The sequence below is a fragment of the Burkholderia sp. RS01 genome, assembly GCF_039748055.1.
Taxonomy (GTDB): domain Bacteria; phylum Actinomycetota; class Actinomycetes; order Actinomycetales; family Micrococcaceae; genus Arthrobacter.
On the sequence record NZ_JBDLAK010000013.1, the window covers coordinates 55,963 to 79,030 of the forward strand.

Genomic DNA, 23,068 nt, shown 5'->3' on the forward strand with positions numbered 1-23,068 from the left:
GGCGCCTTTTCGGTTGTCTCAGCTGGCTTCGGCCGCGGCGGCCCGGCGCTGCGCGAGCCGGATCTCCAGCATGGCGTCGAGGGCCTGCTGCACGCGGTCCTGGGCGCCGGCGGCGCTGAACTCCTTCTGCGCTTCTTCGAGGAGGACCAGCGCCTCCTCGGATTCGCCCGCTGCCTTGAGTGATTTGCCCAGGAGCAGCGACACCTCGCCGGCCGTGTGCTTGGCCAGTGCGGCGCGCTCGGCGTGGATCTCCCGCAGTTTCTGCACGGCCGCCACGATGTCGCCGGTCAGGTAGAGCCAGCGGGCGCGGATGAAGGCCACCTCGAGCTGGTCCGTCTTGTTGCCGCCCACAATGGACAGCGCAAGTTCGGCGCGTTCAATGGCGGACAGGGTTTCCGGCTCCACGATCCCGGAGGAGAGCCGGACGGCGGCCGACGCCTTGTTGAAGCGGGCCCAAAGATCGATGTCGTTCGCGGGGGAGAGTAGCTTGGCCGCACGCTCGTGGTGCTTGATGCCCTCCGGGTAGTCGTGCCGCATGAACGCGACGTTCCCGATCACCCAGGCCACCTCCCCGGCCAGCTGGGACATGGAGTGCTCGTCCATCTGCTCGTTCATGTCCTGGCAGTACTTCCAGGCCTCGTCCAGGCGACCGCTTTCCGCCAGGGCGCCGATCAGCGCACGGAGCGCGCCGATGATCAGCGTGGAGCCCTTGGGCAGCTGCGCGCACTGTTCCACGGCCTTCTGGGCATGCTCGACGGCGGCGCTCAGCTGGCCCTGCCCGTGGCACAGCGCCGCGAGCATCTGGCGGGCACGGACGCCCAGCCCGGCGGATTCCGTGGCCATGGGGTGCTCCAGCAGGTGTTCCATGACCCTCTGGCATTCCTTCAGCTGGCCCTGCTTCATGAGGCACTCGGCCTGCATGTAGGTCATGTTCCACCAGGCGCTGGTGTTCTTGCCTTCGAGGGCGATGCGCGCGGCCGAGGCGGCATGTTCGGCGGCGAGGGCGTAGTCGCGCAGGTCCCAGGCCTGCCGGGCATACAGCCCCGCCAGGACGTATTCGGCGTCGCTGACTGAGATGGGCTGGCTCCAGGCTTCAAGCGCTTTCGGCGCGAGCTCAAGCCTGCGGGCGAGCTCTTCGATGACGTCAGCCGTGGGTTCCCTGCGGCCGGTCTCCAGCAAGGAAATGTAGCTGGGGGAATAGAGGTCCTTGCCAAGCTCCGCTTGGGTGAGGCCGCGCTCGAGCCGCTCTGCTCGGAGCTTCTCCCCGAATCCGTTACCCACGGGAATCCTCCTTATTCCGGACACGTCTTGTACACAATGCTTGACACGCCCTGTGGAAAACATTTTACAATGTATGTCAACAAGGAAAGTGCTGACTTTGTAACGAATCCGACTCGTATTGAGGACCTCAAATGTTGAAGAAGATTGCAGCCGCTGCCGTACTGGCAGGGGCCCTCGCATTCTCCGCCACGGCCCCAGCCGTTCTGTCCGCCGGTTCTGCCGCGGACAACTCGGGCACCACTGTTGCCATTGGCAACTGGCCGGATCCAATGAGCGTGAACTACATGAACATCGGCAACTGGCCGGATCCTATGTAGCAGGCTTTCCTCAGGAAAAGGGCCCCGGGACATGCGCGAACCATGTTCCGGGGCCCTTTCCTTTCACCCAGTTTTCCGCCAGGACCATAGACGCCGGGACCACAGAAAGGGCACAACATGAAGCAACACGGAGCTAACGGGCTGCAACGGGCTTACCTTCTGTGGACCATTGCGGGTACGTCGCTGATTGTGGCGGCGGTCGCCGGGGCATCGGTCATCGAAGTGCTCACCCGAACGGCCGACGCCGGGAGCCTGGTCTGGGGGGTCATCGGCATTGCGGCGCTGCTGGAAGCCCTGGTGCTTTTCGCTGTCGGCCTGCGGTTGCGGCACCGGTACCTGCACCAGGTCCAGGGGTACGAGAGCCGCGGCGACTACCTGGCCGACGACGGTTCTAACCGTGTCCAGATTCCACTGCTCGGAGACGGGCAGGCGCGGCCGAACATCACGCACGAGGGCCTCTGAGCCCCTAATCCGGAAGCCGCGGCAAGCGCCGGGCAGTGCAAAAAAGAGGGCCTCCCCGTGGGGAGACCCTCTTTTGTTTGGTCGGGATGACAGGATTTGAACCTGCGACCTCTTCGTCCCGAACGAAGCGCGCTACCAAGCTGCGCTACATCCCGATCCGCTGCAAAAGCAACTTTACAAGGATAGCCGATGCAGGGCCCACATGCGAAATCGAGGCCAGGACCCCCTGCAGGACTCCTCCAAAGGTGGGGGAGCTCGGCAGGAACCCCAGCCGAGGCGTCGGCCAAGCCACGGCTCAGACCAGCGAATCCTTCCAGGCCCCGTGGAGCCGGGCAAAGCGTCCGCCGCCGCCAATGAGCTCCGCCGGGGTGCCGTCCTCCACCACCTGGCCGTCGTGGATCACCAGCACCCGGTCGGCCGTCTCCACCGTGGACAGCCTGTGCGCGATGATCAGGGCTGTGCGCCGCCCGGAACCCGCGCGGGGGCCGGCCGGGCCGCCGTCGTCCGTTCCCTGCAGCAGCCGGGCCAGGCCGGTCTGGACGAGGCGCTCCGAGGGGATGTCCAGCGAGGACGTGGCCTCATCCAGGATCAGGACCGCCGGCCGCGCGAGGACGGCCCGGGCGAAGCTGATCAGCTGGCGCTGCCCGGAGGATACGCGGCCGCCGCGTTTGTTGACGTCCGTGTCGTAGCCCTCGGGGAGTTCGCTGATGAACTCATGCGCCCCCACGGCCCGGGCGGCTGCCTCGATCTCGTCGCGTGACGCCTCCGGCCGGCCCAGGGCGATGTTGTCCGCCACCGAGCCGCTGAACAGGAACGCCTCCTGCGTGACCATCACAATGTTCCGGCGCAGGTCCGCCGTGGCGAGCTGGCGCAGGTCCACACCGTCAAGCATGACCGAGCCGGACGTGACGTCGTAGAAGCGGGCAATCAGCTTGGCGAGCGTGGATTTGCCGGCGCCCGTCTGGCCCACCAGCGCCACCGTCTGGCCGGCCGGGACGGTGAGGTTCAGTTCCGGGATGATGAGCGGCCCGTGGCCGTAGCGGAACTCGACGCCCTTGAATTCGACCCTGCCGCGGGCTTCGCGGAGTTCCACGGCGTTCCGCGGCGGGCGGACGGTGGGAACCTCCTCGAGCAGGCCGGACACCTTTTCCAGGGCGGCCTGGGCGCTTTGGAAGGAGTTGTAGAACATGGCCATCTGGTCCACGGGCTGGAAGAAGCGCTTCGTGGAGAGCATCAGCGCCAGCAGCACGCCGACGGCCAAGTCGCCGGTGAGCACCCGGAACCCGCCGAACAGCAGCACCGCGGCCACGCAGACGTTGCCAATCAGGACCAGGCCCGGCTGGAACACTCCGTTCAGGTTGATAGACCGGACGGTCACCCTGCGGTATTCGTCGGCCAGTTCCCCGTAGCGCGCGTCGTTCTCGCGCTCCTTGCGGAAGGCCTTGACGGCGCGGATGCCGGTCATCGTTTCCACGAAGTGCACGATCAGCCGGGCAGACACCACCCGGGATTCCCGGAACGCGATCTGCGAGTGCTTCTGGTACCAGCGGGCCAGGAAAAACATGGGCACACCGGCGGCCAGGACGATCAGCCCGCTGCGCCAGTCGAGGGCAAAGACCGTGACGGCCGTGAACACCATGAAGAGCATGCCGGAGGCCAGGGAGCTCACGCCGGAATCCAGGAGTTCCCGGAGCGCCTCGAGATCCGAAGTCTGCCGCGCGATGATGCGGCCCGAGGTGTACTTCTCGTGGAATTCGAGGCTAAGCCGCTGGGTGTGACGGAACACCCGCAGCCGCAGGTCCAGCAGCATCGCCTGGCTGAGCTTGGCCGTCGAGGTGACATACAGCGCCGTCAGCACGGAGGCGGCCACCGCCGCAACCAGGTAGGCGACGCCGGTGATCACCAGCGGGACGTTGTCGCCGGCGCGCAGGGCCGGCAGCGCGTGGTCGATGCCGAAGGCAATCAGGGCAGGCCCTGCCACGCGGGCCGCCTGCGACAGGACCACAGTGGCCAGGGTCAGCCAGAACCGCAGCCGGACGGGCCGGATCAGCGATCCCAGCAAGGCGAGCGACCGCCGTCGAACCGCTTTACTGTCGCTCTTGCTGAGGTGGGCGTTGTCCTCGTTGGCGGTGCCGAATGCTGCGGCGCTCATCGGATGTGTTCCCCTGCTTCGTCTTCGAGGGCCGACAGCTCGGAGTCCAGGTCGCGGGGCTCAGTCTCCAGGCTGGCGATGACGTACCGGTAGTGGGCGTTGTCGGCGAGCAGCTCGGCGTGGGTTCCGACAGCGGCGATGCGGCCTTCCTCGAGCAGCGCCACCCGGTCCGCCAGGGCCACGGTGGACGGCCGGTGCGCGACGATCAGCGTGGTGGTCCCTGACAGCACCTCGCGCAGCCGGCGTTCCACGAGCTCTTCGGTATTGACGTCCAGGGCGGACAGCGGATCGTCGAGGACCAGCACCGTGGGCTTGGCAGCGATGGCGCGGGCCAGGGCAATGCGCTGCCGCTGGCCGCCGGACAGGCTCAGCCCCTCCTCGCCGATGAGGGTGTCCAGGCCGTCGGGCAGGGAGTAGGCGAAGTGGGCCTGGGCGGTGTCCAGCGCTTCCTCCAGGATTTGTTCGAGGCCGTCCCCGGGGTCTTCACCGGCGCCGGGGACGGCAGTCGTTGTTTGGACCGCCGCAGTCCGTGCCCCCAGGAGCACGTTGTCCCGGACGGAGCTCGAGAAGAGCGTCGTGTCCTCGAACGCCACGCCCACCACGGTGCGCAGTTCCTCCACGCTGAAGGCGCGCAGGTCCACGCCGTCGATGGTGATGGAGCCTTCCGTGACGTCATAGAGCCGGGGCACGAGCTGGAGGAGGGCGCTCTTGCCGCTTCCGGTGATGCCCACGAGGGCCATGGTTTCGCCGGGCCGGATGTCCAGCCGGATGTCCCTGAGGATCGGCTTGTCCGGGGCGTCGTCGAAGGCGAACGTGACGTTGTTGAAGCTCAGGGCGCCCTTCAGCTCGGCCGGCCGCCGGGGTGCCGCCGGGCTGGTGATGGTGTTCTGCGAATCCATGACCTCGAAGTGGCGGTCCAGGGCGCTCTTAGCGGTCAGGGCCATCGCCAGCAGCATGCCGGAGAACTCCACGGGGGCAGCGATGACGGCCGCGGTGGCGAAGAATGCCACGAGCGCGCCGATGGTGAGCTGCCCGTCCGCCACCAGCATGATGCCCGCCACCAGGCCTGCGCCCAGCCCGAGTTCCGGCAAAAGCGTGACCACCATGCTGAAGGTGGCCTGGTGTTTGGCCTTGGCGATCTCGGTCTGGCGGAGTTCCTCGGCCTGGCCGTTGAAGGTCTCCAGCGCTTCCCGGCTTCGGCCGAAGGCCTTCAACACGCGGATGCCGTGGACGGATTCCTCCACTGTCGTGGCGAGGTCCCCGGCCTGGTCCTGGCTGCGCCGTGCCACCTTGCTGAAGCGCGTCCGGAAACGGAAGCCGTAGGCCATGATGGGTACAGCCGCGGCGAGGAAGATGAGGGCCAGCTGCCAGCTCATGGTGAACATCACGACGACGCCGATCACCACCGTCAGCGTGGTCACCACCAGCATGATGGCGCCGAACGCCATCCAGCGCCGGAGGAAGTTCAGGTCCGTCATGGCGCGGGAGAGCAGCTGCCCCGATCCCCACCGGTCATGGAAGGAGACTGTCAGGTCCTGCAGGTGGGCGTACAGCGAGACCCGCATCCTGGTTTCCACTGTCGTGGCAGGGTTGATGACGAATGTGCGGCGGAGGGCCACCAGCGCGGCCTCGGCGATGCCCAGGGCCAGGATGACGCCCGCGGAGGACCACACGGCCGCCGCGGTGGCGCCGTGCCTCAGGGAATCGTTGATGAGGACCCGCAGCACCTGGGGGATGGTGAGCGCCACCACGCTGGCCAGGAGCGCGCACAGCAGCCCCATCACCAGCCGGGGGAGGATTGGCTTAACGTGGGGGTACAGTCGGCTGACGGATCTGAAAAATGAACTTTGCTTGGCCATGCCCGCTTCTCAACTCGCGAATGTAGTTTCCCGTAGCAACTACCCTATGCCATCGGTGACCCGGTTCACACGGGTCAGAACTCAGGGACGGGCGGTGAGGGTGAGCAGTACGGCCTCAGGCTTGCAGGCGATACGGATGGGGGCGAAGCGCGAGGTGCCGATGCCGCCCGAGACGTTGACCGGCGTCGTATGTCCGTTGCTCTGCCAGTCGTGGAGTCCCTTGGCGCGCCAAGTGGGAATGTCGCAGTTGGCAATGATGGCGCCGTATCCGGGGATGCAGAGCTGGCCGCCGTGCGTGTGGCCTGCCAGCAGCAGATCCGCGCCGTCCTCGGTGAAGTGGTCCAGCACCCGCTGGTACGGGGCATGGATGACGGCCACACGCAGGTGCTCGGTTGCGTCCTGGCCCCTGGTGCCCCGCGGCCAGCCCGCATACCGTTCACGCTTGAGGTGGGGATCGTCCACACCGGAGAAATCGAACCGCATGCCCCTGAGCACAATCGACTGGTGCCGGTTGGTCAGATCCACCCAGCCGCCCATGCCGAAGCCGGACCGCAGGCGCGGCCAATCAAGTTCCTCCTCGTCCTGCTTGGCCTTGGAGGGGCCGAGCAGGTACGACGCCGGGTTCTTGAGCCGGGGAGCGTAGTAGTCGTTGGAGCCCGGAACGAAGACGCCCGGGAAGTCCAGGAGCGGTGCCAGCGCCGTCAGCAGCGGATCCACCGCCTTGGGGTGGCTGAGGTTGTCGCCGGTGTTCACCACGAGGTCGGGCCTCAGCCCGGCCAGCGAACGCAGCCATTCCGCTTTCGCCTTCTGGCCCGGAACAAAGTGGATGTCGCTCAGGTGCAGGATCCGGAACGGGTCCCGGCCCGCAGGCAGGATGGGAAGGGTTTCTTCCCGCAGCACAAACTGGTTCTTCTCCCACAACCCGTAACTCGTGGCCGCGAGGGCTGCCACCGCTCCCGCTCCGGCGGTTACGGCAATGCCGCGCCCGATGCTACGGACGCGGCTCGCCAGCTGCGATGTGTCGATCACCGTCAGCCATTCCCCTTGTTGCCGTTGCCGTTGCCGTTTCCGTTGCCGTTTCCGTTACCGGTGCTGCCGCCCGTGTTGCCGGTCTGCGGGGGCTGGGGGTTGTTCGGTACGGGGACCGAAGGCTGGAACTCCGGGGTCCCATAGAGCAGGTTGGACGGCGGTTCCGGGAACGGATCGGTGCCGTAGGTGGGAGCGATTTGGGACATGAACTGGGAGAACATGGGACCGGCGATCATGTAGCCGTCAATGCCGGTGTAGAACTTGCCGTTCACGGTGACGTTCTGGCCGGCCCGGTCCTGGGCGCCCAGCGCATCACCGAACCAGGCGGCGGTGGCAAGCCCGGAGGTGTGGCCGACGACCCACGTGGAGCCGTTGTTGTTGGACGTACCGGTCTTGGCAGCGATCGGGAACGTGGTCCGGGTGGAAATCCGGGGCTCGATGAGCGAACCGGAGCCCTCGTTGAGGACCTGCTGGAGCGCGTAGTTCACGCCGCGGGCCACCTCGGGCTTGACGGCATCCCGGCAGGCGCTCGACTGGGCGGGGAGCTGTGCCCCCGTCTGGTCGGTCACGGACGTGATGGCGATCGGGGCGCAGTATTTGCCGTCATTCGCGAACGTGGCGAAGGCGCTGGCCATGGTCAGCGGAGCCGTCTGCGTCGAACCAAGCAGGTTACCCAGCGTGGTCATGGTGACCTTCGGATTCGCATCAACGATGGCGTTCGTTTCCTTGTCGCGGACCGGCAGCCCGCCGTGCAGTCCAACCGCGTCCACGACCTTCTGGATGCCGCACAGGTCAACCTGGGAAGCTGAAGCAAAGGTCGCCGTGTTGATGGAGTTCTTCAGGCCGTCCAGCACGGTCATGTTCCGGTAGTAGCCCTCTTCGGCGTTCTGGAGGTCATCGGTTCCGTTGCTGCTGTCATACCAGCCGACGGTGGGCGTGGAACATGTGTTCCTCCACGGGAAGTCCTGCGGGTACCGGCGCTGGCTCGCATTGACGATGGTGTTCATCGACTTGCCCTCGTCGAGCCATTCGGCAAAGGTGAACGGCTTCATGGTGGATCCCGGCTGGGCGCCTCCGAGGCCGTTCAGGTCATTGCCCTGATCGTCATATTGATCCACGCTGAAGTTGATCTGGGAGTCGAACTTTCCCTTCCCCGGGAACCACGAGGTGTTCTGGGCCATATTCGTGATCTTGCCGGTCTTGGGTTCGACCGAAACGAGCGCCGCGCCCCACTTGTCCGGGTTGGCCCCCGCGGACGCGTTCACCTGGTCCTGGGCGGCCTTCTGTGCCTTGGGATTCAGGGTGGTCTTGATGGTCAGGCCGCCGCGGAAGATCTTCTTTTCACGCTCGGTGGCGTCCGCGCCGTAGGCCGGGTTGTTGAGCAGGAGGTGCAGCACGTAGTCGCAGAAGTACGGCGCAGTTGGTGAATAAGCGCAGCCCTGGCGTGCCGGCGTGACCTTGGGCTTGACCGGGGTGGCAACAGCAGCTGTGTGCTGGGCCTTGGTGATCTTGCCCTGGGCCAGCATTGCGTTCAGCACCAGGTCCCTGCGGACCTTGGCGTTCTCCGGGTGCGTGATGGGATCGAAGGCCGAAGGGCTGTTGACCAGGCCGGCAAGAAGAGCGGCCTGGGGGAGTGTGAGGTCCTTGGCGGAGGTGCTGAAGAAGAACTTCGAAGCGGCCTCAATGCCGTAGGCGTCCCGGTTGAAGAACACGATGTTGAGGTAGCCCTCGAGGATCTGTTCCTTGGTGAACTTCTTCTCCAGGGCGATGGCGAGCTTCATTTCGCGCAGTTTGTCGCCCACGCCCTTGTTGACGCCGTTGAGCTTGACGTCCGCGGTGCGGCCTTCGGATTCCAGCGAGGCGTTGAGGACGTTGTTGACGTACTGCTGGGTGATGGTGGACGCACCCTGCTTGTTGCCCCGGGCCGTGGCCACGAGTGCCCGGAGGATGCCTGTGGTGTCGACGCCGCCGTGCTCGTAGAAGCGGTTGTCCTCAATGGCGATCACCGCGTCCTTCATGTACGGGGAGATCTGGTCCAGCGGCACGCGGGTGCGGTTCTCCGCATAGAGGTTGGCGATGACGCTCCCGTCCGCTGCCAAAATCTTGGTCGACTGGCTGGGCGGGTCCACCTGCAGCTCCGCCGGGAGAGTGTCGAAGAATTCGATCGAGCCACTGGCTGTGCTGCCTGAAACAGCGGCGGCCGGAACCAAAAGGCCGGCCACCAACACACCGCAAATAGCGCTCACGCCAAGGAAACCTAAAATCTTTCCGAGGGTGGTGGCCGTGTCGAATAAAGGGTTCCTACGAGTCGCCATGTTCTCCAGTTTACCGGCAAGTACTAGGCTTTAGTTCATGACCAAATGGGAGTACGCAACGATTCCGCTCATCATCCACGCCACGAAGCAGATTCTGGACCAGTGGGGAGAGGACGGCTGGGAGCTCGTCCAGGTAGTCCCCGGCCCCGACGGCAACGGTCTGGTTGCCTACCTCAAGAGGGAGAAGCAGTAGCATGACCACGCCCCAGGAAACCGCTTCCGGCGCTGCGGCGGCGCCGTCGTCCGCCGTCGAACAGCGCCTTGCCGAGCTCGGGCTGACCCTCCCGGAAGTGGCAGCCCCCGTGGCTGCCTACGTGCCGGCCGTCATCAGCGGCAACCACGTCTACACGTCCGGACAGCTGCCGTTCATTGACGGCAAGCTCGAAGCCACGGGCAAGGTGTCCGCCGGAACGGAAGGAACCTCCGACGAGCCCACCGTGTCGCCCGAGGACGCCAAGGCCTATGCCGCCGTCTGTGCCGTCAACGCCCTGGCCGCCGTCAAGAGCGTCATCGGCGACCTCGACCGCATCACCCGGATCGTTAAGGTCGTGGGTTTCGTGTCCTCGGACCCGTCCTTCACCGGCCAGCCGGGCGTCATCAATGGCGCGTCGGAGCTCCTTGGCCGGGTCTTGGGTGACGCGGGCCAGCACGCCCGCTCCGCCGTCGGTGTTTCAGTCCTGCCGCTCGACTCTCCCGTAGAAGTCGAACTGATCGCCGAATTCAGCTAAGGACCGGTCGCTTCCTTTGCCCCAGCTAGCACGTCGCCTGTTTGTACTACCTCCCGAACTCGAAGGGGCAGCACAAAGCTGGGTAGAACACGGCGAACGCACGCCGCGCGCCGCCCGGCTGGCCTCCTCGGTGGTACTCCTCCGAGATTCGCCCACCGGCCTGGAGACCTGGCTGGGGTACCGGCCGGGGTCTTCGCCACTGGGCGTCCTCGCCTTTCCGGGCGGCTCCCTGGATGCGTCCGACGACGACCCCGTCGGCTGGCTGGGCCCCTCACCGCAGCATTGGGCCGAGCAGATGGGGACGGACGACGTCGGGCTGGCGCGCCGCCACGTGGTGGGCGCCATCCGCGAACTGTTCGAGGAGACCGGCGTGCTCCTGGCCGGACCGGACCTGTCCTCCACCGTGGAGGCCACGTCCACGTCCGAGTGGATGAAGGCGCGCGAGGCCGTCGCTTCCCAGGAGAAGTCGTTCACCGACGTGCTGGCCAAACGCGGGCTGTCCGTCCGGACCGACCTGCTCAAGTCCCTCGTGAACTGGCTCAGCCCGGACTTCGCGCACCGCCGCTTCAACACGCGGTACTTCGCAGCGACTGTCCCCATGAACCAGCAGCCCAGCCTGCTCGCGAGCAAAGGCGTCTGGGGCCGGTGGGTGTGCGTCACCAAGGTGGTCAGCGAACGCGACACCACCGCCCTGGGCGATGAGGTGGGCCAGGAAAACACCGTGGGCCTCAAACTCGGCCAGCTGCTGGTGCCCGGTTCCGAGATCATGCTCGAGAAAATGGCGGCGGCCAACGGATGCATCGCCTACCTCAGCTACAAGCGCACCCCGCACGTCTACCAGCCCAAGCTGGTCGAAGAAAACGGCACCCTCATGCTCGAGGTCGAGGCCGCAAAGACCGTAGCCGGAGAGCCCCAGCGGGAGCGCTAGGGCTGCCGAAATCACCTGGCGACACGAGAAATGCCTGGCGACACCGGAATTCCGGTGTCGCCAGGCATTTTCTGTGTCCTAGGGACCTTTGCGCGTCATTTCACGCTTAGCGGGAGCGCTGGCGGAGGCGCTGCATGTCCAGGATGACCACGGCGCGGGCCTCAAGGCGCAGCCAGCCGCGCTGGACGAACTCGGCCAGGGCCTTGTTGACCGTTTCGCGGGAGGCTCCCACCAGCTGGGCGAGCTCTTCCTGGGTGAGCTCGTGGGCCACCAGGACGCCGTCGGTCGCGGGGCGGCCGAAGCGGTCGGCCAGGTCCAGGAGGGCCTTGGCCACGCGGCCGGGGACGTCGGAGAAGACGAGGTCGGAGAGGGAGTCGTTGGTGCGGCGCAGGCGGCGTGCCAGCGCCTGCAGCAGCTGCGCAGAGACCTCCGGGCGGGTGCGGAGCAGGGAGTTCAGGCTCTCGTTCTTGAGCCCGGCCAGACGCGTTTCCGAGACGGCCGTGGCCGTGGCGGTGCGCGGGCTGGGATCGAACAGTGCCATCTCGCCGAAGAGCTCGCCCGGGCCAAGGATGGCCAGCAGGGATTCGCGGCCGTCGGGGGACGTGCGGCCGAGCTTCACCTTGCCGGAGACAATGAAGTACAGCTGGTCACCCTGGTCACCCTCGCGGAAAACGGATGCCCCACGCGACAGGTCAACTTCGGTCAGCTCGTCCGTCAGCAGACGGAAAGCTTCGTCGTCCAGCGTGGCGAAAAGGGGTGCGCGGCGCAATACCTCGATGTCCATGAATTCTCCTGATTAAAAGTGTCGTCTGGGGGCGCTTGTGCCATTGTTTCAGAATTTTGAACGATCTGTGACGTACTTGGCAGCTGAAACGCCCTAAAAGGCGCTAGGCAGCCGCGGCGGGCCCCTTGCGGTCCACGGCAAATTGTCAGACTCCGCCAGTAGAATCGGGGCGAAGCTGCCTGTGAGGAGACCGCGTGTTTGGCCTGACCGTTCTGGACCTTGCGTTGATCCTGACGCTCCTGTCCTACCTGATTTACGGCCTGCGCAACGGGTTCCTGGTCACCGTCGGTGGCCTTGCGGGATTTGCCGCCGGCGCCATCGCGGCATTCCTGTCGGTGCCGATCGTGAGCAACTTCGTGGAAGACAGCAGCTGGAGGCTGACCGCCATCATCGGCACCGCCGTCGTGCTGGTGGTCCTCGGCAACGCGCTGGGCACCATGATCGGCCGCAGCATCCGCAGCGCCGTGCGGCTGAAACCGCTCCGCGCCGTGGACAGGACGGTTGGCGGCGCCGTGAATCTGGTCGTGGCAGCGCTGGTCATGTCCATGCTGGCTTTCAGTATCAGCTCCCTCGGCGTGCCCTTTGTCTCCCAGCAGCTTGCCGAATCAAAGGTCATCCGCTTCATCGACGGGCTGACGCCCTACCCGGTGAAGACCGCCATGGCCCAGCTTCGGTCGGCGGTGATCGGTGACGGGATCCCCAGGCTGATCGAGGGCATCGGGCAGGAACAGCAGGTCCCTGTTCCCGATGCCAACACCGACACCCCCGCCCTGAACAGGGCCGCCGGTTCGGTCCTGAAGATCGCGGGCACGGCGTTCCAGTGCGGGCAGAACCAGACCGGAACAGGCTTCGTCGTGTCGCCCGGCAGGGTTGTCACAAATGCGCATGTCGTGGCGGGCGTGTCGCAGCCCGTCGTCGAGATTCCAGGCGGCGGGGCGATGCCCGGCCGGGTGGTCTACTTCGACAGCAAGCGCGATCTCGCCGTCCTCGCCGTCGACGGCCTGCCCGCCGCAGCGCTGGCCCTGAGCCCGGACCTGCCGGCCGGCACCAGCGCCGCGTTTGCCGGCTATCCCCATGGCGGTCCCTACCAGTCCAAGCCCGCCACGGTGCAGGGCATCTCCACCGTGCTGGTGCCGGACATCTACGGGAACAACCCCGTCCCGGACGAGGTCTACAAGCTGGCCGGCGACGTCCAGCCCGGGAACTCGGGCGGGCCGCTGCTGACCACCGGAGGTCAGGTGGCGGGAGTGATCTTCGCGAAGGCCACGTCAAACACGGCGCTGGGCTTTGCCATCCCCATGATCGACCTCCGGCCCGTCGCGGAGAGGGCGCCGAGCCTCAGCAACGCCGTGTCGTCAGGCCAGTGCATCCAGAAGTAAGTGGGCGGTCCTAAAACAGGTGATTCCGGCCACAGGCTGCAGCCCTGCAGCCCCAACCCACGGCTAGAGCCACTCCAGGCTCTGCCCGTGAGGACCCGTAATGGCCACCGGCCGGCCGTTGTGGAGCAGCAGGAAGTTTCCCCGGAGCCTGCCTGGCGCCATCTCCGGAACCACGCTGGACCCGTCCTCCTGGGCAATCACCGTTTCGCCCTCGTTGGACAGCCAGTGGCACCCGCGGCCGGCCGCCAGGTCCTGCACCGTAGCGCGGAACCGTGAGCGGCCGTCCGCACTGAGGTAGCCCATGACGGCGCTGTGGAACACCACCAGTGCCGCGTCGGCCGGAGCCAGGCCGGCCAGGGACACCAGTTGCTGGTTCAGGTCGCCGGCCACCAGCAGCGGCGGGTTTTCGCGCGCGACGCCGATCGCCTTCCGCAGCCGTTCGCGGCGGAAGTCCTGTTCGGGCCAGATCAGCGCTTCCAGCCAGGCGACGTCGTCGTCGTTTCCGACGTCGAGGGGGTTCAGGTCGATCCCGGCCCGCCACACCACCTCGGGGAGCTTGTCCGGCAGGGGAACCGCGCCGGAGACAGCGCACCGCAGGACGGGCGGCACGGGTGCCGGCGGCTGTCCCTCGGGGCGGGGTTCCGGAAGCAGCCGCGTGACTGTTGCGCCGTCGTCGTACTCGTAGCCGTACCGGTCCGGGAACAGGGCAAGCCCGGCGGAGGCGCCCACCTCGATCAGGGCGAGGGGCTTTAGTTCGGCGGCGGAGATGGCTGCCAGGGACGGCAGCAGGGTGGCGCAGCGGCCCACCTCGTTCGTTTGCGTGGCGCGGGACAGGACAGTCCGCGAGATGTCCGCCCAATGCGCATCCAGGAACGTCCGGAACTGGCCGTAGGGGGACACCTTGGCGCCCAGGTAGCGGGCAGCGGCCAGGAGCAGCAGCGGCTGGCGCTTGTTGTGCGGCCACTGGTCGATCCGGGCGATCAGCGCGGGGTCGTCGGCGATGTGCAGCGACCAGTCGGCATAGCAGGCTGACGAACCCGGGGCATCAACCGTGCCGAAATGCCGGTACCAGTCTGCGGTGCCCAGGGCCGCGGCAGGCATTGTCAGGCCTTGCCGGCATTCAGGTCGGCGAGGTATTCCACCGCGAAGCGGTAGCCCATGATCCCGGCGCCCGCGATTACGGCCTTGCTGATGTCCGAAAGGTAGGAGTGGTGCCTGAACTCTTCGCGGGCATGCACGTTGGTGATGTGGACCTCCACCGCAGGCAGCTGCACCGCGGAGATGGCGTCCCGGATCGCCACCGAGGTGTGGGTGTAGGCGCCGGCATTGAGCACGATGCCGATCGCCCTGCCGCGGGCCGCGTGGATGGCGTCCACCAGCGCGCCCTCGTGGTTGGACTGGAAGCACTCAACGTCCAGCCCGTGCGCCGCCCCGGCGTCCTTTGCCAGCTGTTCGACGTCGGCCAGCGTTGCCGTGCCGTACTTCTCGGGCTCGCGGGTGCCCAGGAGGTTCAGGTTGGGGCCATTGAGGACAAGGATGGTGCCGCGGCCGGCTTCGGTGGCGGAGGGGGCTTCAGTCATGGGTGCAAATCTATCGCGTCGCGCCGCCGGTCCCCTTCTCGGCCGAACTTTCGTTACGCCAGGCCTCCCCGAACACGCCGGTGGCCGGTGGCGGGAATACCCGCCTCCGGCCACCGGTTCATTCTGCCCGGTTCATCCGGCCAACGTTTTCCCTCAGAGCGCCGTAACCTTCAGGAGCAGAGCGTGCTCCGGGTTCAGGTTCGGCATGGGCAGCCCCACCTGGGCCAGGAATTTGCCATTGGCTTCCGCCCCGGACGCCAGCCACGCCGGTGCCTGGATCTGCGTGAAGGTGTGGGCGTAGTCGGCATCGCCCGGTGCCGGGAATACGGCTTCGAGGCGGTAGCTGCGGTCAGCTTCCAGGCCCGGAACCGTGATCCGTCCGGGCTGCTCGGCAAACGACGTCCGGGTGCTCACCAGTGCGAACAGGGCCGCAGTCTCGCCGGCGGAAACTTCTCCGCCGGCCGCCACGCCATGAAGCATGAAGGAGTCGTCGGGAACGTCCGAACGGACCATCCGGCCGCTGTGAATGAGCCCGCGGTGCTCCTTGTAGAGCCCGATGAACCGCTTGAGCTCGTCGCGTTCTGCGCCCTGGACCTCGCGGACGTCCCATTCCATGCCGAAGTGGCCGAACAGTGCCGTGATGGCGCGGAAGGACAGATCGTGGGTGCGGGCCGTGGTGTGGGACGTGGTGGGCCCGATGTGCCCGCCCACGAGCTCCGGCGGAACCACCATGCCGGTCCAGCGCTGGATGGTCTGCCGTTCCAGGGCGTCGTTGCAGTCCGAGGCCCAGATGCGGTCCGTGCGCTCCAGGATCCCGAGGTCCACGCGCGCGCCGCCGGAGGAGCAGCTTTCGATTTCGACGCCGGGATGGACCTTGCGGAGTTCATCGAACAGGCGGTAGGCGGCGAGGGTCTGCTCGTGGACGGAAGACCGGCCGGCGTGGCCGTGTTCGGTGAGGTCCCGGTTCTGGTCCCACTTGAGGTAGCTGATGTTGTTCTCACGCAGCAGGGCATTGATCCGGTCGAAGATGTACTGCCAGGCTTCCGGGTTCACGAGGTCGATGATGTGCTGGTTCCGCCATTGCAGCGGCAGTCGGCCGCCGTCCTTGTGGGAGGCCGCGGCCGGGCCGACGATCCAGTCCGGGTGGGCGCGGGCGACGTCTGAATTGAGGTTGATCATCTCGGGTTCCACCCACAGGCCGAACTCCATGCCCCGGGTGGTGACGGCCTCGATGAGGGGAGTCAGCCCGTCCGGCCACAGGGTCTCGTCCACGAACCAGTCGCCCAGCCCGGCTTTGTCGTCGCGGCGGCCCCGGAACCAGCCGTCGTCCAGGACGAAGCGCTCGACGCCGAGGTCGGCGGCGGAGTCGGCGAGTTCGATCAGCGTGCCGAGGTCGTGGTCGAAGTAGACGGCTTCCCAGGTGTTGAGCACCACGGGGCGCTGCTTTCCGCCGCCCGCTGCCGGCAGCACATGGTGCGGACGGGAACGGAACCAGCTGTAGAAGGCCTCGCTGATTCCGTCGAGGCCGCGGTCGGAGTAGGCCGCGAAGAGCGCGGGGGTGGTGTAGCTGCCGCCGGGTCCGAGGACCACCTCGGCCGGGCCCAGCAGTTCGGAGCCGCCGATCATGGTCCGCCCGTCAGCCAGCGTGTCCGCGAACTGTTCGTGATTGCCGCTCCAGGCCAGGTGCGTGGCCCAGACCCTGCCGTGGCGGTTGCCGAAGCCGGCGGTGCCCGCGGCGAAAAGGAGCGAGGAGTCATGGCCGGTGCGGCCATGGCGTCCGGTGCGCACCCAGGTGCCCTGCTGGATGGGCCGGCGCTGCGGGTGCCGTTCCCGGCACCAGCGCCCGGTCAGGTCCAGGAGTTCGACGGCGTCCGGCGCCACCGGGAGGACCGTGGCCAGTTCGTCGAGCTGGAAAGGCGAGGTCCCGTCGTTGGTGACGGTGTGGCGCAGTTCCAGCAGGCCGCCGTCGTGCAGTGCGAGCGTGGATTCCACGGTGATGCCGGCGTCGGCATCCTGCTGCACCACGACCGCCGAGTTGCCCGTGACGGCGGCATGCACGGCGCGAAGGCGGGCGGAGAAGTCGAGCCCGGAAACGCCGTCGGCAATGCGGTGGCCGCGCAGCCCCGGCCGTCCGCGCCAGCTCGAGGATGCCTGCGGGAGAAGCCCGGCAGGAACGGTGGCATCGATGGCGGAGTTGGGGATGGGTTCGGCGAGGATGGCGAGGTCCGGGAGCTCGGTGCCGAGGTCGGCACCCCAATGGATGACCTCGGCCTCCCCGCTACTGAAGCTGATCACCAGGCTGGTGCCGGCGGAACGGAGGTGCAGGGGATCCATAGGAAGTTCTCTTTCGGTGAGGAGCAAAAGCGGTAGGTAGGGAAAGCCGTTGCGGGGCCGGCACAGGGTGTGCTGTGCCGGCCCGTAAACGTGGTGCTGCGGTGGATGCCTGGGCTTCGATTGTCGCCCAGTTTGTTCCCTACTTGAAGAGGGAGTTGACCTGGCCGTTGGCGTCGGTCAGGGAGCTGGCGTCCTTCTTGCCGGACACAACCGCGTCCATGGCGGGCTTCATGACACCGTCCACCTTGGCGGCCTTGTCAGCGATGGGGAACAGGAAGGTGGTGCCATCCGTGACGTGCGTGGTGAAGGCGCTGACGTCAATGCCCTTGGCCTTGAAGGCAGCGGCGGCCTTGTCGGAGGAGCTCTTGATGGCGGGGAAGACGACGGCCTTGGAGGCCACGACATCCTGGCAGGCGCTGGAGGCCAGGTACTCGACCCACTTCACGGAAGCAGCCGGGTTCTTGGTGCCGGCCCAGATGGAGTCGGCCAGGCCGTTGAACATGCTGGCGCGCTTGCCGTCAGGTCCCTTGGGGGTCGGGGCGATTCCGGTTTCGACACCCTTGTAACTGGTGTACTGGCCGATCATCCAGGATCCGTTGGTGTTGATGGCTGCCTTGCCGGCACCGAAGGCGTCTGAGACGCTCGCGCCGACGGTGGTCTCAAGCTTGGGCATGTAGCCCTTGTCCGCGAGACCGGCCCACCACTTGATGGTCTCCTGGAGCTTGGGATCGTCGTAGTTGAACTTGGTGCCCCACGGGTTCTTGTCCGTGTGGGTCCAGCCGGTGGTGGCGGACAGGAAGCTCCATTGGGTCTGGCCCTGGCCGGAACCGGAGGACTCGAGGCCGAGGCCGTAGGTGGCCACCTTGGTCTTGTCGAAGCCGGCCTCGTCGCCGCGCTTGCCGCTCTTGTCCACGGTGAGGTGGGCGATGGCCTTCTCGTAGCTGCCGCCGTCCTGCGGGTTCCAGTCGAGGTTCTTCAGCTGCTCCTCGGTGTAGCCGGCATCCTTGACGAGCTTCTTGTTGTAGAACATGGCGACGGTGTCCCAGTCCTTGGGCAGTCCGTAGCGCTTGCCGTCCTGGCCCACCCACAGATCGGCGAGGCCCTTGTTGTAGACGTCCAGCTTGACCCCGTCCTTCTGGACGGCGTCGTCCAGGGCGAGCAGCTGCTTCTTCGAGGCGTATTCGGGGAACTTGGAAAGGTGGTCGGTGAAGACGTCCGGTGCCGTTCCGGCGACGAAGCCGTTGGTTAGGGTGGTCCAGTAGTCGTCCCAGCCGCGCTGGGTGATCTTGACCTTGATGTCCGGGTTGGCCTTGGTGAAGTCGGTGGCGCACTGCTGGTACGCGGGGAGCTGGTTGGCGTCCCAGAGCCAGTAGTTGATTTCTCCCTTGGCCTCGGCGGACGGGGCGGCGGATCCGCCGCCACAGGCGGACAGGGAAAGGGCGATGGCTGCGGCGGCAGCGACGGCGCCGATAGTTTTCTTCATGATGGACCTTTCTTGGGTGGTGCAAGGGCGTGCCGGAAGCGGCGGTTTGACGGGGTTGTCTGGAGGGAGAGGCTTATTTGATGCCGGAGAAGCCGATGGAGTTGACCACCTTCTTGCCGAAGGCGATGAACAGCAGGAGCACGGGGACGGCGGCCACCAGCGTGGCGGCCATCAGTCCGGTCCAGTCCGGGGCGCCCTGCGGGGACTGGGACTTGAAGACGCCCAGGCCCACGGTGAGCACGCGGACGTTTTCGTCCTGGCCCACCAGCAGCGGCCAGAAGTATTCGTTCCACTGGCCGATGAAGGTCAGCAGCGCCAGGGTGGCGAGGGGGGCGGCGGCATTCGGCAGGACGATCTGGAAGAAGATCCTCAGGTGCTTGGCACCGTCGAGCATTGCGGCTTCCTCCACTTCCCGGGACATGCTGAGGAAGAACTGGCGCAGGAAGAAGATGGCGAACGGGGTCATGAACAGGAAGGGCAGCGTCATTCCGGCGAACGTGTTGAGCAGGCCCATGTTCTTGATCATGAGGAAGTTGGGCAGCGCGGTGAAGATCGGCGGGACCATCATGGTGGCCAGGAACAGGGCGAACACGGCGTTCCGTCCGGGCCAGCGGAGCCGGGAGAACGCGTAGGCTGCCATCGCGCTGAAGAAGACCTGCCCGGCGGTGGTGACGCTGGCGAAGATCACCGAGTTCCGGAGGTACAGCCAGAAGTTGATGGCGGCTCCCGAGCCTCCCTCGGCGATGGCCTCTTCCGGGCTCTGCATCCCGAGGACCCTCTTGAAGGCGCCGAGGCTGAAGTCCGCGGGCAGCAGGTTGCCGGCGTTGGATGCCAGCGAGGCGTTGCTGGACAACGCGGTGCGCAGCATCCACAGGAAGGGTGCAACGGTGACGGCTACGGCGATGGCCACCAGGGCCCAGGCTCCGACGCGCCGCCAGTTGACCGGCTTCTTGGCGGGAACGGTATTTAGGGACTTCTTGCGGGTGAGTGTAGAGGTGCTCATGGCTGGGGTTCCTTAGTCCAGATCCGATTCGTTGCCCTTGAGGAACTTCATTTGCACGAAGGCCACCAGGGCAAGAATGAGGAAGAGAATGACGGACAGTGCCGATGCGTAGCCGAAGTCCGATTCGCCGAAGGCCTTTTGGTAGATGTACATCTGGATGACGCGGGAGGCGTTGACCGGGCCACCGCCCGTAGTCACTGCCACGGTGTCGAACACCTGGAAGGACCCGATCACGGTGACCACCAGCACCAGCACCATGACGGGGCGCAGGAGCGGCATGGTGATGCTCCAGAACGTCCGGGTGGGGGAGGCGCCGTCTAGTGATGCAACCTCGTAGACGTGGTTGGGGATGGACTGCAGGCCGGCAAAGATCAGGAGGGCGGTGTAGCCCATGTGGCGCCATACGTTGACGGCGGCGATGGTGGGAATGGCCCATTGCTCGCTGCCGAAGAAGGCGATGCGGGGCAGGCCCATCCAGCTGATGATTTCGTTGACGATGCCCATCTGGTAGTCGAGCATCCAGAACCACAGCAGCGCGACGATCACATTCGCCACCAGGAAGGGCAGCAGCAAAGCGCCGCGGATGAATGTGGACTTTGCGACGCGGTGCATGAGGAGGGCCAGTCCAAGGGCGATGACGGTCTGGAAGCCGATGTTCAGGCCGACGTACTGGACGGTGACTGCCATGGCGTTCCAGAACAGTTCATCGCCGAGCATGGCGGTGTAGTTCTTGATGCCGATCCAGGTGGGGTCACCCAGGATGCTGTACTCGGTGAAGCTGAGGTAGACGCCCCGGATGGTGGGGACCAAATAGAAGAGAACAAAGCCGATCATCGCCGGGAAGATGAAGAACAGGGCGACCTTCAGGTCGCCGAGGCGGTTGGTAAGGCTCCTGCGGGCGGGCTTCCCTGCCTTGGGGAGTCCGACCCGGGCTGCCGGGTCCTGTTGCTGCTTGGTAAGGGTGGTCATCTTCGACCCTTTCCTGACTGTGATGTGGGTAACAACTGAATGAGAATCTACACGAGTAGATTCCGAGTGGCAAGCTTTTCTTCCCGCAAGCATTGAAAGTTACGTTTCCACTTGGCTAATTCGTTGACTCGAGTAGATTGCAGTGCAAGACTCTCAACAAGCCCACTTAGGGCCATTCGCGCCCGGACCTGCGGGCCAGCCAGGGAAAGGTAAACAATGGCGTTTTCAATCGGAGTCGTCGGCGTCGGACAGTTCGGCGGCCATTTCGCCCATCTTTTTAAGCTCCACCCGGGAGTCACGGAGGTCTACGTCGTCGACGAACGGCCGGAACGGGCCGCGGCCGCCCAAGCAACGTGGGGGCTCGACGGAACCATGGACAGCTTCGAGGAACTGCTGGCGTCCGACGTCGACGCCGTCGCCATCTTCACGCAGCGCTGGACCCACGGGCCGCTCGTGGAGCAGGCGCTGCGCGCCGGCAAGCACGTCTACTCGGCAGTGCCCATGGCGGTTTCCGAAGAGGAGATCGAACGCATCATCGAGGCCGTGAAGGAAACCGGGCTCGTCTACGCCATGGGGGAGACCAGCTACTACAACCCGGCCACCGTCTATGCCCGCAACGAGCATGCCGCCGGCAAATTCGGCCGGATCTTCTACAGCGAAGGCGACTACGTCCACGACATGGACCTCGGCTTCTATGATGCCTACCAGTACAGCGGCGGCGACCGCTGGAAGGAGACCGCCAGCTACCCGCCCATGCTCTACCCCACCCATGCCATCGGCGGCGTCCTGGGGGTGCTGCCGTCGCACGCGGTCAGCGTCAGCTGCATCGGCGTCAAGGACGACCGCGGGGACGGCGTGTTCGACAAGGACGTGAGCATGTTCGGCAACGACTTCTCCAACGCCACGGCGCTGTTCGAACTGAACGACGGCGGTGCGATGCGCACCAACGAAATGCGCCGGGTTGGCTACCCGTCCCACATCCGTGAGTCCCGATTCCGCTTTTTCGGCACCGAGGCCAGCTTCGAGCAGATCGCGACGGTGACGGTGTGGCAGGACAAGGAAAACGTCCACGACATCTCGGACCAGGTGGAAACCCGGCCCAGCATCCCGCTGGATGATCCCTCGCTGGCCGGCGTTGCCCCCGAACTGCGCGACGCCTTCATCTCCGGGCTTGCCCCGGTGCACGACCGCGGACGGCTGCCGGACGAATACCTCGGAGCCCCGACCGGCCACGAAGGCAGCCACCAGTTCCTGGTGGACGACTTCGTGACGGCGGTCAACACCGGCACGCTGCCGCCCGTCAACGCCTGGGTGGCCGCTCGGTTCACGCTTCCCGGAATCGTGGCCCATGCCTCGGCCCAGCAGAACGGCGAACGCCTGGCCATCCGCGACTTCGGCGATGCCCCGGCGGCGCAGTAGCTAGCATGGACACCATGACGACTCCGGCAGTGCCCGCCCCGCGAACCCAGGTGACCCGCAAGGATGTTGCCCGGTACGCCGGGGTGAGCACCGCCGTCGTCAGTTACGTTGTGAACGGAGGCCCCAAGAAGGTAGCGCCAGCCACGGAAGCCAGGGTCCAGGAGGCCATCAGGCTCCTGGGCTACCGGCCCAACGCGGCGGCGAGGGCGCTAAAGCTGGGCTCAACGGAGACCATCGGCCTCATCATCCCGGACAACAGCAACCCCTTCTTCTCCTTGCTGGCCCATGCCGTGGAGGACGCGGCGGCAGAGCTGGGCTTCGCGCTCTTCCTGACGAATTCGGACGGGAACCTTGCCAAGGAGCGCCGGAACATCCGGAACCTCGCCGCCCGGCAGGTGGACGGGGTGGTTTTGGCGAGTGTGCTGTTGGACCCGGACCTGGCTGACCTGCAGGCTGCGGAGATACCGTCCGTGCTTCTGAGCCACAGCGAGAGGTCCGCAGGCTTCACCACGGTGGGCGTGGACCTGGCCGAAGGGGCCCGCACCGCCGTGGAGCACCTGATCGGGCACGGCCACACCAACATCGGCCTGGCGATGGGTACCACCACGGGAAACGAAGGGGACGCCCGTGAGGACGGGTGGCTGCGGGCCCTCAAGGACGCCGGCCTGCCCGAAGGGCCGATCGCACGCAGCGCGTTCACCCGGGTCGGCGGGTACGCGGCCGGCAAGCGGCTCCTTGCCTCGGCGAACCGGCCAACGGCGATCTTTGCGAGCTCGGATATGCAGGCGATCGGCATACTCCGGGTCCTCCATGAAGCGGGACTGGCCGTGCCCGGCGACGTGGCGCTGGCATCCTTCGACGGCTCGGTGGAGGCTGAGTATTCGTGGCCGCCGCTGACCACTGTTGAACAGCCCGTGCGCGCCATGGCGGAGGCCGCAGTGCGCGCGCTTGTCGGCACCGACCGTGCCGAACCGCCGCGGCACCAGGTCTTTCCGACCCGGCTGCTGGTCCGGCAGTCCTGCGGCTGCGGCTGACGAAGTTTCAGG

20 protein-coding genes and 1 tRNA gene are annotated in these 23,068 nt (G+C 66.2%); 8 read left to right on the plus strand and 13 right to left on the minus strand.

All coding sequences use genetic code 11. The annotated features are described in order from the left end of the window. Window positions 1–18: 18 nt before the first annotated feature. On the minus strand, window positions 19–1,281 hold the full coding sequence (locus ABFP37_RS13440; protein WP_078026560.1) for a helix-turn-helix transcriptional regulator: 1,263 nt from the start codon (window positions 1,279–1,281) through the stop codon (window positions 19–21). A 131-nt stretch (window positions 1,282–1,412) separates the two neighbouring features. Between ABFP37_RS13440 and ABFP37_RS13445 the strand changes: the two genes are divergently transcribed. Both ABFP37_RS13445 and ABFP37_RS13450 read left to right on the plus strand, forming a co-directional pair. Beyond that, window positions 1,413–1,598, plus strand: a complete 186-nt coding sequence (locus ABFP37_RS13445; protein ID WP_078026559.1) for a hypothetical protein — start codon at window positions 1,413–1,415, stop codon at window positions 1,596–1,598. A 117-nt stretch (window positions 1,599–1,715) separates the two neighbouring features. After that, complete coding sequence (locus tag ABFP37_RS13450) at window positions 1,716–2,060, plus strand: hypothetical protein (RefSeq protein WP_347033883.1); 345 nt, start codon at window positions 1,716–1,718, stop codon at window positions 2,058–2,060. A gap of 78 nt (window positions 2,061–2,138) precedes the next feature. Here ABFP37_RS13450 and ABFP37_RS13455 read toward each other — a convergent pair. The 5 genes from ABFP37_RS13455 to ABFP37_RS13475 form a co-directional block, all read right to left on the minus strand. Then, window positions 2,139–2,215: transfer RNA gene (locus ABFP37_RS13455), tRNA-Pro, on the minus strand. A gap of 140 nt (window positions 2,216–2,355) precedes the next feature. Further along, a complete protein-coding gene (locus ABFP37_RS13460) occupies window positions 2,356–4,212 on the minus strand; it encodes an ABC transporter ATP-binding protein (RefSeq protein WP_078026557.1) in 1,857 nt (618 codons plus the stop codon). Next, on the minus strand, window positions 4,209–5,993 hold the full coding sequence (locus tag ABFP37_RS13465; protein ID WP_347033916.1) for an ABC transporter ATP-binding protein: 1,785 nt from the start codon (window positions 5,991–5,993) through the stop codon (window positions 4,209–4,211). Before ABFP37_RS13465 ends, ABFP37_RS13460 begins: the two co-directional genes overlap by 4 nt. Before the next feature lie 159 nt (window positions 5,994–6,152). After that, on the minus strand, window positions 6,153–7,100 hold the full coding sequence (locus tag ABFP37_RS13470) for a metallophosphoesterase (protein WP_347033884.1): 948 nt from the start codon (window positions 7,098–7,100) through the stop codon (window positions 6,153–6,155). 2 nt (window positions 7,101–7,102) lie between these two features. Beyond that, window positions 7,103–9,415, minus strand: coding sequence for a transglycosylase domain-containing protein (locus tag ABFP37_RS13475; RefSeq protein WP_078026554.1), 2,313 nt, complete (start codon window positions 9,413–9,415; stop codon window positions 7,103–7,105). 37 nt (window positions 9,416–9,452) lie between these two features. On the opposite strand from ABFP37_RS13475, the gene ABFP37_RS13480 reads away from it, so the two are divergent. Genes ABFP37_RS13480 through ABFP37_RS13490 form a run of 3 tightly spaced genes read left to right on the plus strand, consistent with a single transcriptional unit; the run spans window position 9,453 to window position 11,071 of the window. Next, complete coding sequence (locus ABFP37_RS13480) at window positions 9,453–9,608, plus strand: DUF4177 domain-containing protein (protein ID WP_009359196.1); 156 nt, start codon at window positions 9,453–9,455, stop codon at window positions 9,606–9,608. 1 nt (window position 9,609) lies between these two features. After that, complete coding sequence (locus ABFP37_RS13485) at window positions 9,610–10,143, plus strand: RidA family protein (RefSeq protein WP_078026553.1); 534 nt, start codon at window positions 9,610–9,612, stop codon at window positions 10,141–10,143. Between the two features lie 16 nt (window positions 10,144–10,159). Then, entirely contained in the window at window positions 10,160–11,071 is a 912-nt protein-coding gene (locus ABFP37_RS13490; protein WP_078026552.1) for an NUDIX hydrolase, read from the plus strand. Window positions 11,072–11,177: 106 nt separating this feature from the next. Here the strand turns inward: ABFP37_RS13490 and ABFP37_RS13495 are convergent, their stop codons facing one another. Next, on the minus strand, window positions 11,178–11,855 hold the full coding sequence (locus tag ABFP37_RS13495) for a Crp/Fnr family transcriptional regulator (protein WP_056634704.1): 678 nt from the start codon (window positions 11,853–11,855) through the stop codon (window positions 11,178–11,180). 194 nt (window positions 11,856–12,049) lie between these two features. On the opposite strand from ABFP37_RS13495, the gene ABFP37_RS13500 reads away from it, so the two are divergent. Next, a complete protein-coding gene (locus tag ABFP37_RS13500; RefSeq protein WP_078026551.1) occupies window positions 12,050–13,234 on the plus strand; it encodes a MarP family serine protease in 1,185 nt (394 codons plus the stop codon). Window positions 13,235–13,297: 63 nt separating this feature from the next. Here the strand turns inward: ABFP37_RS13500 and ABFP37_RS13505 are convergent, their stop codons facing one another. The 6 genes from ABFP37_RS13505 to ABFP37_RS13530 form a co-directional block, all read right to left on the minus strand. Then, window positions 13,298–14,335: a DUF2332 domain-containing protein gene (locus ABFP37_RS13505; RefSeq protein WP_078026550.1), complete on the minus strand. Its 1,038-nt coding sequence runs from the start codon at window positions 14,333–14,335 to the stop codon at window positions 13,298–13,300. A gap of 2 nt (window positions 14,336–14,337) precedes the next feature. Continuing rightward, on the minus strand, window positions 14,338–14,814 hold the full coding sequence (aroQ, locus tag ABFP37_RS13510) for a type II 3-dehydroquinate dehydratase (RefSeq protein WP_078026549.1): 477 nt from the start codon (window positions 14,812–14,814) through the stop codon (window positions 14,338–14,340). A 153-nt stretch (window positions 14,815–14,967) separates the two neighbouring features. Beyond that, complete coding sequence (locus tag ABFP37_RS13515) at window positions 14,968–17,148, minus strand: alpha-galactosidase (protein ID WP_078026548.1); 2,181 nt, start codon at window positions 17,146–17,148, stop codon at window positions 14,968–14,970. Between the two features lie 139 nt (window positions 17,149–17,287). Continuing rightward, window positions 17,288–18,631 (minus strand): sugar ABC transporter substrate-binding protein, encoded by a 1,344-nt coding sequence (locus ABFP37_RS13520; protein WP_078026547.1) that lies wholly within the window; start codon window positions 18,629–18,631, stop codon window positions 17,288–17,290. A 73-nt stretch (window positions 18,632–18,704) separates the two neighbouring features. Continuing rightward, window positions 18,705–19,634, minus strand: coding sequence for a carbohydrate ABC transporter permease (locus ABFP37_RS13525; protein ID WP_078026546.1), 930 nt, complete (start codon window positions 19,632–19,634; stop codon window positions 18,705–18,707). A 12-nt stretch (window positions 19,635–19,646) separates the two neighbouring features. Beyond that, window positions 19,647–20,603 carry a sugar ABC transporter permease gene (locus ABFP37_RS13530; protein WP_078026545.1) on the minus strand — a complete coding sequence of 319 codons (957 nt, stop codon included), beginning with the start codon at window positions 20,601–20,603 and terminating at the stop codon, window positions 19,647–19,649. A 216-nt stretch (window positions 20,604–20,819) separates the two neighbouring features. Here ABFP37_RS13530 and ABFP37_RS13535 point away from each other — a divergent pair, with 216 nt between their 5' ends. Both ABFP37_RS13535 and ABFP37_RS13540 read left to right on the plus strand, forming a co-directional pair. Then, window positions 20,820–22,022, plus strand: coding sequence for a Gfo/Idh/MocA family oxidoreductase (locus tag ABFP37_RS13535; RefSeq protein ID WP_347033885.1), 1,203 nt, complete (start codon window positions 20,820–20,822; stop codon window positions 22,020–22,022). Between the two features lie 14 nt (window positions 22,023–22,036). Next, complete coding sequence (locus ABFP37_RS13540) at window positions 22,037–23,056, plus strand: LacI family DNA-binding transcriptional regulator (protein WP_347033886.1); 1,020 nt, start codon at window positions 22,037–22,039, stop codon at window positions 23,054–23,056. Window positions 23,057–23,068: the final 12 nt, after the last annotated feature.

Excerpts from the sequence above, each read along its gene's own strand:
- aroQ (WP_078026549.1), bottom strand. The coding sequence starts at position 14,814 with ATGACTGAAGCCCCCTCCGCCACCGAAGCCGGCCGCGGCACCATCCTT.
- ABFP37_RS13520 (WP_078026547.1), bottom strand. The coding sequence starts at position 18,631 with ATGAAGAAAACTATCGGCGCCGTCGCTGCCGCCGCAGCCATCGCCCTT.
- ABFP37_RS13480 (WP_009359196.1), top strand. The coding sequence starts at position 9,453 with ATGACCAAATGGGAGTACGCAACGATTCCGCTCATCATCCACGCCACG.
- ABFP37_RS13450 (WP_347033883.1), top strand. The coding sequence starts at position 1,716 with ATGAAGCAACACGGAGCTAACGGGCTGCAACGGGCTTACCTTCTGTGG.
- ABFP37_RS13495 (WP_056634704.1), bottom strand. The coding sequence starts at position 11,855 with ATGGACATCGAGGTATTGCGCCGCGCACCCCTTTTCGCCACGCTGGAC.
- ABFP37_RS13530 (WP_078026545.1), bottom strand. The coding sequence starts at position 20,603 with ATGACCACCCTTACCAAGCAGCAACAGGACCCGGCAGCCCGGGTCGGA.
- ABFP37_RS13515 (WP_078026548.1), bottom strand. The coding sequence starts at position 17,148 with ATGGATCCCCTGCACCTCCGTTCCGCCGGCACCAGCCTGGTGATCAGC.
- ABFP37_RS13460 (WP_078026557.1), bottom strand. The coding sequence starts at position 4,212 with ATGAGCGCCGCAGCATTCGGCACCGCCAACGAGGACAACGCCCACCTC.
- ABFP37_RS13540 (WP_347033886.1), top strand. The coding sequence starts at position 22,037 with ATGACGACTCCGGCAGTGCCCGCCCCGCGAACCCAGGTGACCCGCAAG.
- ABFP37_RS13525 (WP_078026546.1), bottom strand. The coding sequence starts at position 19,634 with ATGAGCACCTCTACACTCACCCGCAAGAAGTCCCTAAATACCGTTCCC.
- ABFP37_RS13535 (WP_347033885.1), top strand. The coding sequence starts at position 20,820 with ATGGCGTTTTCAATCGGAGTCGTCGGCGTCGGACAGTTCGGCGGCCAT.
- ABFP37_RS13485 (WP_078026553.1), top strand. The coding sequence starts at position 9,610 with ATGACCACGCCCCAGGAAACCGCTTCCGGCGCTGCGGCGGCGCCGTCG.
- ABFP37_RS13475 (WP_078026554.1), bottom strand. The coding sequence starts at position 9,415 with ATGGCGACTCGTAGGAACCCTTTATTCGACACGGCCACCACCCTCGGA.
- ABFP37_RS13465 (WP_347033916.1), bottom strand. The coding sequence starts at position 5,993 with ATGGGGCTGCTGTGCGCGCTCCTGGCCAGCGTGGTGGCGCTCACCATC.
- ABFP37_RS13445 (WP_078026559.1), top strand. The coding sequence starts at position 1,413 with ATGTTGAAGAAGATTGCAGCCGCTGCCGTACTGGCAGGGGCCCTCGCA.
- ABFP37_RS13505 (WP_078026550.1), bottom strand. The coding sequence starts at position 14,335 with ATGCCTGCCGCGGCCCTGGGCACCGCAGACTGGTACCGGCATTTCGGC.